Origin of the sequence: Cupriavidus yeoncheonensis (genome assembly GCF_905397275.1) — a bacterium.
Taxonomy (GTDB): domain Bacteria; phylum Pseudomonadota; class Gammaproteobacteria; order Burkholderiales; family Burkholderiaceae; genus Cupriavidus; species Cupriavidus yeoncheonensis.
Map to the genome: position 1 here is coordinate 475,131 of NZ_CAJPUY010000001.1, position 10,764 is coordinate 485,894.

Consider the following 10,764-nt stretch of genomic DNA (forward strand, 5'->3'; position numbering starts at 1 on the left):
CGACGCATCGACGCAAATCGCACTATCTGGCAAAGTACGGCATTTTCATGCCGGGACGGCCGGGCCCCTCGCAAGCCGCTCTCAACGCAAGGAGCACCATTGTGAACCCAATCGCTCGCGGCGCTGCCCTGCTCCTGTGGGCAGCGCTGTACTTCGGCTCCGGCTATGTTTCCCACAAGATCAACGGCCCGTTTGCCACCACCGGCTATATCTGGTTGCCGGCAGGCGTGACGGTTGCGGCCTTCATGCTGGCACCGGCGCGGCGCTGGCTGGCGCTCGGCATGGCCTTCTTCGCGGCACAGATGCTGCTGGGCGCGGTCGAAGGCCGCGACGCCTGGCGCATGGTGCTGTTCTCCCTCGACGAAATCGGCTTTGCCGCAGTTGCCGTCGCGCTGGTCCGCCTCACACGCCTGACCCGGTTTTCGCTTGAAGGCCTTGCCTTCGTTCGCGCGCTGCTGATTGCCGGTCTGGTGTGCAGCGTCGCAAGCGCCGCTTTTGGCGCGGGCTGGTACACGATCGTGACGGGCGCTCCGTTCTGGCCGGTTGCCCGGGTCTGGGCCGCCTCCGACCTGGTGGGGGTGCTTATCATGACGCCTGTCCTGGCCGGTTGGTCGCACTTCCGGGCCAAACGCTCGGGCAGCATCAGCCGCAGCGACTTCCTGTTCGGCCTGGGCGCATTTGGCGCACTGCTGGTGACTGCGCTGCTCATCTTCGATGGGATCGGCCTGCCGCCGCTACCAAGCGGCCTTTCGTTCGCGCTGACGTACATTCCGCTGTTCTTTGTCACGGTCGTGACCCTGCTGTGGGGCGCGCGCGCCGGATCTGCTTCGGTCGCCCTGCTCGCTTGCTTCGTCCTGATCAATACCAGCCAGGGCGATGGGCCCTTCGTGGAGACTGCCCTGCATCGCGGCAGGTCACTGCTGGAAGCCCAACTCTACCTGGCAGTGGCTGCCCTGCTGACGCTGCTGATCAATACACTCAAGACAAGCCGCGAACAACTCCATGAGCAATCCGCCACCCGGCAGAACGACGTGGAACTGGCGCTTGCCGCCAGCGCCCAGCTGATCTATTGCCTGGATCCCCATCACGGCACGATCCGCTGGAGCGGCAACCTTGAGCGCGCCCTGGGCGTGTCCGAAGCGGACTTCTCCGATCTCGACAAGGTCCTTGCCCGGGTCCACCCCGAGGACCGCGCGCTGGTGCGCGGCCGCTGGCTTCGCGAAAGCGACGGCGAATCACGCGATGACTTGCGGTTCCGGCTGCAATTGCCGGCCGGCACCACGACGACGCTCGTCGATATGAGCGGTCCCCTGCTCGATGGCGACGAATCGGTTGCCGTCATCGCCGGTGCATGGCGCGTGGTCAGACCTGTTCAAGCGGAAAGCCGGATCGCGGCATGACAGCGTCGACGGGCACTGGCACCGGCGCCTTGCTTATCCACGGGCTGGGTGGCACCCAGTTCGACCTCGGCCCGCTGCACAAGGCCTTGCGGCGCGTTGACGTCGAGACGCATGCCATCACCCTGCCCGGCCACGGCGGCCAGCCCGAGGCACTGCTGCCAGTGCGCGCGGAGGACTGGCTCGACGCCGTCACGAGTGCATACGATGAACTGGCAGGGCGATACGAAGTCTTCCACGTGATCGGCATGTGCATGGGAGCGCTGCTGGCGCTCGCCCTGTGCGAACGCCGCCAGCACCGCAAGGGCCAGTTGGTGGCGCTCTCGGCGCCGGTTTACATCGATGGCTGGTCGACACCCTGGTATCGCCTGCTGCGCTATCCGGTCTATCGGGTTCCAGGCCTGCCTGCGCGGATCAAGGTCGAGGAGGACGAGCCCTACGGCATCAAGAATGATCTCGTGCGGGCCATCGTCAAGGCCAAGTTCGAGCGCGGCGACAATTTCCACTACAGATGGGTGCCGCTGGCCTGCATCCGTCAGGTCGACCGGCTGCGCCGATGGGTGCAGCACGGCGCCTCCCGCATCACCTGCCCTACCCTGGTCGTGCACGCGCGGGAGGACGAACTGACCAGCCTTCGCTCCGCCGACTTCCTTGAAGCCACGGTGCCGCACGTGCGCAAGATCGTCCTGGAAAATTCCTACCACATGATCTGTGTCGACAACGATCGCGAACAGGTTGTCAGCAGCGTGCTCGAATTCCTGGGGTTCGACCCGGCGCGCGCCCGCAGGCAAGCCCGCAAGCAGGTCGAAGTACCGATGGCGCACGAGGCCGTGGCCAGGCTGGCTGCCGAGTATCTGGCGGCGTTGACCACGCATCGCGTCGAGGCGTTGTTTCCCTTGCTCGCGCCGACCGTGCAATGGCGACACCTGGGCACGCATCCGCTGGCCGGCACCTATGACGACCGCGACGCCGTGATCGCGCTGTTTGCCCGGATGGGGGAAATGGCCGGCCCGTCTCTGCGTGTTGCCGCCCCGACCCCGCCCCGCATCGAAGGGCAGACCGTAGCGATCCCGCTGGTGATTTCGTACGTGGCCGACGGCCACGCTGTCGAGCGCCACGGCACGCAGATGATCCAGTGCAGCAATGGCAGGATCCTGGCCGTCGAATACCGGCCCGCTCCCGACACGGAGGACAGAGACGCCGTGGCCGCGGATCGGGCGCCGGCCGACGGGGAATAACTGGGCCCAGAACACGCGGCCTGGAACACGCGGCCTAGAACACGCGGCCGAGTTGAAGGTACAGGTTCCACACGCCCTGCGGCGCGGCCGCGAAACCGAAATAGAGCGGCCCGATCACGCTGTTGCCGCCAATGAACAGGCTGGCGCTGGATTTGTAGGGGCCACTGCCGAAATTCCTGCGCCGCAGCCAGACGTCGCCCACCTCCAGGCTGGTGCCCACCACGGTGGTGCGCAGCCCGGGCAGGATGAACTCGCGCAGGTCATTCAGGTAGGTCACGCGGCCATACAGCAGATAGTTGCCTGAAAACTGATCCGGCGCGTAGGCCGACAAGTGCTGGAAGCCGCCCAGCGTGAAACCGAGGCCACCGCTGAAGCTGTTGTCGCTGCGGTGATCGCCGTAGGTCGCCGCCCCTTCGGCCGCGAGATTCAGGGTATGGCGGCCGACGCTCGCGGCCCAGAGGGCCTTGGCGCTGACATCGTTGTACCGGTTGTCGGCGCTGCCTAAAGACAACTGGTTGACCATGAACAGGTAATAGCCCTTGCGTGGAAACAGGGGGTCATCGAGCTGGTCGATCGTCAGCTGCGCCCGCACGACGGGCTGGCGGACCTCGGCGGTCGGGAACAGGCGCGTGCGCGGCGAGACGATGTTGTAAGCCGCCGAATAGCGGATCTGCTGGTAGTTCACCCCCGCGCGGAACTCCCCCAGCCTGCCGATCGGCACGCCCAGATCGATCCCGGCCATAGCCGTGTCCACATTGAATGCCGTGAGCGGGACGGTACTGCCGTTGGAGGCGGTATCGGCGAACAGGTCGACCCGCCTGCGGCCGTATTCCGCATAGGGCGCAATGTAGAACCCCTGCCTGCCGAACACCGGCTGGCGCAGCTCGGTATGCCACTTCGCCTGCTGGCTGCCGAGCACGATGTCGTTACGCCACTCCAGACCGCTTTGCGTGATCCACGGATAACGATGGCCGAACTGGAGGCTGAATCCGCCCTGCCCGTTGAACGTCGTGGAGACCCCGAAGCCGAACAGCAGGAAATGCGGCCCCCACGACTTCTCCTGCGCATCCACCTTGAGCACATTGCGCCCGTCTTCGATGACCATCTGCTGCGTCACGCTCTCGAAATCGCCCGTCGTGGCAAGCTGCGCCAGGTCGCGATTGAGGGCGGCCACGTCGTAGGTATCGCCCTCGCGCACGCCCAGCGACTCACGCACGTAGGACGCAGGGATGCGGCCGTGGCTGTTGATCTCGATCGCGTCGATGCGCAGGTGATCCGCCAGCCTTTGCCTCGGCTTGCGGCCTGCCAGGTACGTTTGCCAGGCATCCGGCGGCAAGGAAAGCGCAGCCAGCCTGGCACCTGCGCCCTGGGCGGCTGCCGCGCCGCCCTGCACGCCCTCGCCGGCGCGGGAGAAATCCGTGAAGGACAGCGTGCCCAACTGCGGTTCCAGCAGGATATCGCGGTCGGTCAGCAAGGCCTTCTCTGTCGCGACGTTCTGGTTCGTCAGAATGGTGAGCATCTGCTGGGTCACTGCCGCCGGCGAATCCAGTGCCGCGGGATCGTCCAGCGGCGCCGCGATATTGACGGCGATGATGACGTCGGCGCCCATATCGTGCGCCATCCGTATGGGCAGATTGCTCACCAGCCCGCCGTCGACCAGCGTCCGCTTGCCCACCTTCACCGGCGCGAATAAGCCAGGGACCGCCACGCTCGCGCGAATGGCCAGCGGCAGCGAGCCATGGTCGAGCACGACGCGCTCGCCGTTGCTCAGGTCGGTAGCCACCGTCCGGAACGGAATCGGGAGCCGGTCGAAATCGAGGTCTGCAGGCAGCTGTGCAGTCCAGTTCTGCAGCAAGGCCAGCAGCCGGTTACCCTGCACCAACCCGCTTGGCAACTTCAGCTTGCCGTTGCCGAACCCCGCCGAAATCCCCACCGGATAGCGGATGTCGTCCTCACGCAGCGTTTGCGGCAGGTGAGCCCGTTCGTTGCGGTCGAACACGATATCGCTGAGATCGGTGTGCGACAGCCGTGCCTCCAGCTCGCTTGCCGACAAACCACTGGCGTAGAGCCCGCCCACGACCGCGCCCATGCTCGTGGCGGCGATGCAGTCGACCGGCACGCGCATTTGCTCCAGCACCTTGAGCACGCCGATATGGGCGTAGCCCCGTGCCCCGCCGCCGGAAAGCGCTAGGCAGACGCGCGGCCGCTTGGCCGGCGTCGGCGGCGCCGGTGGCGTCCGAACCAGATCCGCAGCCGCGGATGTCATCGCGCAGGACAGGCCTAGCCAGAGCAGCCACCAGCGCAGCAGCTTCCGCTGGCGTTGAGCAAGGATCAGGGCAACACGGTGCATGGCAAGGACAGACGTGGGGGAATGGCGGTGCCACGCTGGGGCGGCAAAGGCAACCCGCGCCGCCGCGGCGGCATTCGCGAGTTAAAGGTTGCAAAGATAAGACAATTGCCCCCTGTTGAACAGGCGGCAGGGCAAAAATCAGACGCTTATCGTTCGCATGCCTTAACGGAAGATGGCGGGTATCTCCCGATATGACCGCTGGCGCAGAAGTGGCGGCAAGACATCACTTCATGATGTTTCACGACACGACACCAGCGCGCGCCGTGGCGACGTCAGACGGGAATGGGATGATGCCGGCAAGTGGCGGAATCAAGAAATCTCCTCGATCGCAAAGATTTTGGCAGTTCAGCGGCAACAAACCCAAAAATCTCCCCGATCACAAAGATTATGGAGAGAGGCCACCCGTTGCGGAACACAGCCTTAGCCATTTCCGAATTCCCCTGCCCGCGCGCGCGATTTAAGGTTTCCGACATAAGTGTCCCAGCCGCCACGCGAGAGGACACTCCGGCACCGGCCGGCAAAAGGACACCCAAGGAGACAGTGATGAATACGCTTTCGCGCGCCGGCACGCAGCGCCGCGCCTGGCTGCTGGCAACCGGCCTGGCATTCGCCGCGGCCGCCACGCTTGGCCACTCCGGCCTGGCCAGGGCGCAGACCTGGCCTTCACGTCCGATCCAGCTTCTGATCCCCTATCCGCCCGGCGGCAGCGCCGACCTGCTGGCGCGCCCGGTGGCCGCGCGGCTGCAGGAGCGCCTGGGCCAGCCCGTGGTGCTGGATTACCGCCCCGGCGCCGGCGGCACCATCGCCACGCAGATGCTGGCGCGCGCCAGGCCCGACGGCAACACGCTGATCATGGTGCTGGCCGCGCATGCGATCAATGCGAGCCTGTATCCCAGGCTGCCGTATGACACGCGCAAGGATTTCGCGCCGGTCTCGCTGGTAGCGAACCTGCCGATGATCCTGGCCGGCAGCAGCTCGCTGCGTGCCGGCACGGTGCCGGAGCTGATTGCCGAAGCCAAGGCGTCGCCGGGCAAGCTCACGTTCGGCTCGGCCGGCAATGGCAACACCGGCCACCTCGCGGGCGAGCTGTTCGATTCGGTGGCAGGCGTCAAGATGACCCACGTGCCGTACAAGGGCAGCGCGCAGGTCGTGACGGCGATGCTGTCGGGCGAAATCCAGCTTACCTTCGACAGCATCTCGACCACGCTGCCGCATGTGCGCGCCGGCAAGGTGCGCGCGCTCGCCGTGACCGGCACGAAGCGCGCAGCCATCGCGCCCGAGGTACCGACGCTGGCCGAGGTTGGCGTGCCGGGCATCAACATCACCGGCTGGTATGCCGTACTGGCGCCGGCCGGCACGCCGGCACCCGTGGTCGAGCGCCTCAGCCGCGAGATCGCGACGGTATTGAAGGAGCCCGAGCTGAAGGCCAACCTCGCCGCCAATGGCTATGAACCGGTGGGCTCGACGCCTGACGCCCTGCGCACGCACATCGACGCCGAGATCACGCGCTGGAGCAAGGTCGTCAAGGACTCCGGCGCCCAGGTGCAATAAGCTCTCCCGAACTGAAACCCCTCATCGCCGGCGGCAGGACAACCTCCGCCGGCCTGCATGCCATGACCGACACCTCCCCGATGCAACGCCCCTTCACCAGCATGTCCACGCTCGTGCGCGGTCACGCTGCGAGCCATCCCGCGCATGCCGCCCTGGTGCAGGGCGGGCAATCGATGTCCTATGGCGAGCTCGATGCCATCATGAACCGCATCGGCGCCGCGCTCCAGCGCGACGGCGTGCAGCCCGGCGGCGCGATCTCGATCTGCGCGACCTCGTCCGTCGAATATGCCGCGGTGTATCTCGGCGCCATCCGCGCCGGGGTGGTCGTCGCACCGCTCGCGCCGTCTTCCACCGCGCAAAGCCTGGCCGACATGGTGGCCGATGCGGGGGCCGGCATCCTGTTCGTCGATGCCGCAGTCGCCGCCGCGCTGCAGCCCGTGCTGCCGCAGCTTGGCGCCACGCGTATCGTGACGCTGGACAACAGCGCCGCGGGCCAGACCTTCCACGCGTGGCTGGCACCGGCCGGTGCCCCGTTCGCGGAACCGGAGGTGCGGCCGGAGCTGCCGCTCAACATCATCTACTCGTCCGGCACGACCGGCATGCCCAAGGGCATCGTGCAATCGCACGGCATGCGCTGGGCGCACGTGTCGCGCGGAGCGATGACCGGGTATGGCACCGATGCCGTCACGCTGCTCTCCACCCCGCTCTACTCGAACACCACGCTCGCGAGCTTCTTCCCGACCATCGGCCTGGGCGGCACCGCCGTGCTGATGCCGAAGTTCGACGCCGGCAAGTACCTGGAGCTGGCCCAGCACCATCGCGTCACGCACACCATGCTGGTGCCGGTGCAATACCAGCGCCTGATGGCCCATCCGGATTTCGACAAGTACGACCTGTCGAGCTTCCGGCGCAAGTTCTGCACGAGCGCACCGTTCAGCCCCGCCCTCAAGGCCGAAGTGCTGCGCCGCTGGCCGGGCAAGCTGATGGAGCTGTACGGCATGACCGAGGGCGGCGGCGGCTGCCTGCTGGCCGCTGACGAGTTCCCCGACAAGCTGCATACGGTCGGCCGCCCGGCAACGGGCGCGGATGTGCGCATCATCGACGAAGACGGCAAGGAACTGCCGCCCGGCAGCACCGGCGAAGTCGTCGGTCGCTCGGGTGCCATGATGAACGGCTACCACAACCTCCCGGCCAAGTCCGCCGAGGTGGAGTGGCATGACGCCGCGGGCAATCGCTTTATCCGCACGGGCGATATCGGCCGCTTTGATGAAGACGGCTTCCTCGTGCTGGTGGATCGCATGAAGGACGTGATCATTTCGGGCGGCTTCAATATCTACCCGAGCGATATCGAGGCCGTGGTGCGCACGCATGAGGCTGTGTCGGACGTATCGGTGGTCGGCGTGCCGTCGGAGCGCTGGGGCGAGACGCCGGTCGGCTTCATCGCCCTGCGCGACGGTCACGGCGCCACGGCGCAGGCGGTGCTCGACTGGGCCAACGAACGCCTTGGCAAGACCCAGCGGCTAAGCGCGCTGCATGTCGTCGACAGCCTGCCCCGCAGCGCCATCGGCAAGGTGCTCAAGCGGGAGCTGCGGGACCGTATCACCGGCTGAACAAAAAACTTTCCCGAAACACTTGCACCGCCGTGGAGGCATGTCTATAATCTGCGGCTTCGCTAGGCTCGTAGCTCAGCTGGTTAGAGCACCACCTTGACATGGTGGGGGTCGTTGGTTCGAGTCCAATCGAGCCTACCAACGCACAACGCAAACACGGACGGTCGCCACTTCGGCACCGTCCGTTTTTGTTTTGGCAGCGCGGTTCTTCCAGGGGCGCCCTGCCGCAGCGCGCCCTGCCGAATCAGGCCTTCCAGACCGATGCATCCGGCACCACCGTCGCAAAGCGGTCGTGCAATGCCGCCAGCGTGGCACGGTGCAATGGCGCCGCGCGCAAGGGCTCGCCGCCGAGCGGGTCGGGCAGGTCGCGCGTGGCGCAGGCATTGGCCACCAGCGTGACGCGATAGCCGTGGTCCAGTGCCGAACGTACCGTCGCGCTGATGCACATATGGGTCTGGAAGCCGGCCACGATCAGTTCCTTGCGGCCCAGTTCCGCAAGCCGCGCGGCCAGGTCCGTGCCGGCAAAGCTGTTCGGCAGGTGCTTGACCACGGTCTGCTCGTCCGCCTGCGGCGTCAGTCCTTCGATGAACGACACATAGGGCCCCTCCGGATCAAAGGCACCCTTGCCCTTGCCGTGGTGCATCACGTGGACGACCGGCGTACCGTGCCGTCGCGCCAGCGCCAGCAGGTCGGCACAGGCGGCAACGGCCTCCGGCATCCCGACCAGCGGCAGCACGCCGTCGGTGTATTCGCGCTGGTGGTCCACCAGGACCAGTACCGACTCCTCCCAGGCAGACGGCTTGCGGCTGGCGCCGGCGGCGTCGAGCAGTGTAATGGGATTAACAGGGGTAGCAGCAGACATCGCGGATCTCCGGTTGAGCAGGTTGTGCAGGCATCGTAGAGCACGCTATGCTGTGCGCCAATTACCCACTCACACACAGCCGCTGTGCAAAAACGTACAGTCTCGTGGGACGACCTGCTGACTCTGTCCACACTGATTCGCGCCGGCAGTTATTCGGCTTGCGCGCGCGAGCTGGATATCACCCATGCCACGGCCATCCGGCGCATCCGGCGGCTGGAAAACGCGCTGGGCAAGCCCGTGGCCACGCGCGCCGAAGGCGCCTTCGAACTGACCTCGGCGGGCCGCAACGCGCTGACGGCGGCGCGGCAGATGGAACAATCGGCCGACCGCCTGATGCGCCAGCTTGAAGGTACGGGCAGCGGCACGTCCGGCGTGGTGCGCGTGGCCGCGACCGCGGCGCTGGGCAGCCACTTCCTGATCCCGCGGCTGCCCGGGCTGTATGCAGCCAATCCCGACATCGTGGTTCGCCTGGAACTGGATGACCGCCGCGCCAGCCTGGCCCGGCGGCATGCCCATCTGGCCGTGCGGCTCGCACGGCCGCAGGAAGACGATATCGTGGCTCAGCGCGTCGGCACGGTGCAGTTCGGGCTCTATGGCTCGGCCACGATCCCCATGGACGACAGCACCCCGCTATGCGCGCTGCTCGACGAAGGCTATGGCATTCCCGAAGCCACCTGGCCGCATGGCGCGAAGCGTCGCATCGCCTTTCACTCCAACAACCTGCTGGCCGTGCGCGAAGCCGTGCGTGCCGGCCTCGGAACCGCCTTGCTGCCGCACTACGTGGCGCATGACGATGCGGGGCTGCGACTGCTGCGCGAGGTGCCCGAGGTCATGCGCGAGATCTGGCTGGCCTACCCGACCGAGTTTCGCGGTGCGTCGCGCTTCCGGCCGGTGATCGAGTGGCTGGCCGATACGCTGTCCCGGTGTTGACGACAGCCGCCAGTTTTTTCGGTTCCTCGTCGGATTGCGGGAATGGGGATGGGTTGGGGTTTCTTGGCAGGCGCCGCTGTTTTGCCGGCGTAGCCGGCAGGGTTTTGATTGGTGTGTCGTACTTGGCAGACGCTGCCGTTTCGCCGGCGTAGCCGGCGAGTTACTTCTTGTCCAAGCGACAAGAAGTAACCAAGAAACGCGTCGCCTGAGCGGCTGGCTATCAACGAGGCGCTTCTACTGTTCGACCGGCTTTGGTCTCGCGAGACTTGGTTGCTCGTTCGACCCTGCTACGCCTAGTGAGTCAGAACCAGTGCCTGCGATAACCGGCTTTTGTACGATCCCCATGTAGGACTCGGGTACAGCGTTCCAACAGCGTCAGCGGTGGGACGCCTTCGGCTGCGCTGAGCGCACGTCCTGGTCGGGATGCGGGCGGCATCAATGTTGCTGGCGCCGGTGCTTCCGTTCCGGTCCTCTCCCAGCAATTCCCCTGCCCTTATTGCCCTGATTGTTTTCCGCTGAGCCGCGCGCAGCGCAGCCGCAGGCGTCCGACCGAGGGCGCGCTTAGCAGGGGCCACCAAGTAATCCGGGTTCGTTCATCCGACGTCTCTATCCTGATCATCTACGCGGCAGGCAGTCTGGCTATGCCCTGTACCGTCTTCACCCCAGCGGGCCGTTCATCGACCACGAAGACGCGTTTTTGCCTACTTTTGCCGCTCGGGCAAAAGATGGAATGAACGCGCCCCGGCCTTCCGATCAAAGGCGCCGGTAGTTCAGTTGCTTCTGGGGAACGTGACAGGATAGGTGGGCCCTCCATCACGAAACGGCA

General features: G+C 66.1%; 7 protein-coding genes and 1 tRNA gene. 6 read left to right on the forward strand and 2 right to left on the reverse strand.

Annotated elements, in window-relative coordinates; all coding sequences use genetic code 11:
* Positions 1-101 precede the first annotated feature (101 nt).
* Together KHO22_RS02270 and KHO22_RS02275 are read left to right on the forward strand one after the other, a co-directional pair.
* The gene (locus tag KHO22_RS02270; protein ID WP_420839570.1) at positions 102-1,400 is read left to right on the forward strand and encodes an MASE1 domain-containing protein; all 1,299 of its coding nucleotides are present in this window, start codon (positions 102-104) and stop codon (positions 1,398-1,400) included.
* Complete coding sequence (locus KHO22_RS02275) at positions 1,397-2,635, forward strand: alpha/beta fold hydrolase (protein ID WP_211945449.1); 1,239 nt, start codon at positions 1,397-1,399, stop codon at positions 2,633-2,635. Before KHO22_RS02270 ends, KHO22_RS02275 begins: the two co-directional genes overlap by 4 nt.
* A 34-nt stretch (positions 2,636-2,669) precedes the next feature.
* Here KHO22_RS02275 and KHO22_RS02280 read toward each other — a convergent pair whose 3' ends face one another.
* Entirely contained in the window at positions 2,670-4,985 is a 2,316-nt protein-coding gene (locus KHO22_RS02280; protein WP_420839568.1) for a patatin-like phospholipase family protein, read from the reverse strand.
* Positions 4,986-5,528: 543 nt separating this feature from the next.
* Between KHO22_RS02280 and KHO22_RS02285 the strand changes: the two genes are divergently transcribed.
* From KHO22_RS02285 to KHO22_RS02295, 3 genes are all read left to right on the forward strand, one after another.
* Positions 5,529-6,536, forward strand: coding sequence for a tripartite tricarboxylate transporter substrate binding protein (locus tag KHO22_RS02285; protein ID WP_211945450.1), 1,008 nt, complete (start codon positions 5,529-5,531; stop codon positions 6,534-6,536).
* Positions 6,537-6,598: 62 nt separating this feature from the next.
* Positions 6,599-8,146 carry a class I adenylate-forming enzyme family protein gene (locus tag KHO22_RS02290; protein ID WP_211945451.1) on the forward strand — a complete coding sequence of 516 codons (1,548 nt, stop codon included), beginning with the start codon at positions 6,599-6,601 and terminating at the stop codon, positions 8,144-8,146.
* A gap of 64 nt (positions 8,147-8,210) precedes the next feature.
* Positions 8,211-8,287, forward strand: a tRNA-Val gene (locus tag KHO22_RS02295).
* A 103-nt stretch (positions 8,288-8,390) separates the two neighbouring features.
* Here KHO22_RS02295 and KHO22_RS02300 read toward each other — a convergent pair.
* Positions 8,391-9,008: a cysteine hydrolase family protein gene (locus KHO22_RS02300; RefSeq protein ID WP_211945452.1), complete on the reverse strand. Its 618-nt coding sequence runs from the start codon at positions 9,006-9,008 to the stop codon at positions 8,391-8,393.
* 84 nt (positions 9,009-9,092) lie between these two features.
* Between KHO22_RS02300 and KHO22_RS02305 the strand changes: the two genes are divergently transcribed.
* Positions 9,093-9,938, forward strand: a complete 846-nt coding sequence (locus KHO22_RS02305; protein ID WP_211945453.1) for a LysR family transcriptional regulator — start codon at positions 9,093-9,095, stop codon at positions 9,936-9,938.
* Positions 9,939-10,764 lie beyond the last annotated feature (826 nt).

Coding starts and splice junctions, on each gene's coding strand:
- KHO22_RS02290 (WP_211945451.1), top strand. CDS start 6,599: ATGACCGACACCTCCCCGATGCAACGCCCCTTCACCAGCATGTCCACG.
- KHO22_RS02285 (WP_211945450.1), top strand. CDS start 5,529: ATGAATACGCTTTCGCGCGCCGGCACGCAGCGCCGCGCCTGGCTGCTG.
- KHO22_RS02280 (WP_420839568.1), bottom strand. CDS start 4,985: ATGCACCGTGTTGCCCTGATCCTTGCTCAACGCCAGCGGAAGCTGCTG.
- KHO22_RS02275 (WP_211945449.1), top strand. CDS start 1,397: ATGACAGCGTCGACGGGCACTGGCACCGGCGCCTTGCTTATCCACGGG.
- KHO22_RS02300 (WP_211945452.1), bottom strand. CDS start 9,008: ATGTCTGCTGCTACCCCTGTTAATCCCATTACACTGCTCGACGCCGCC.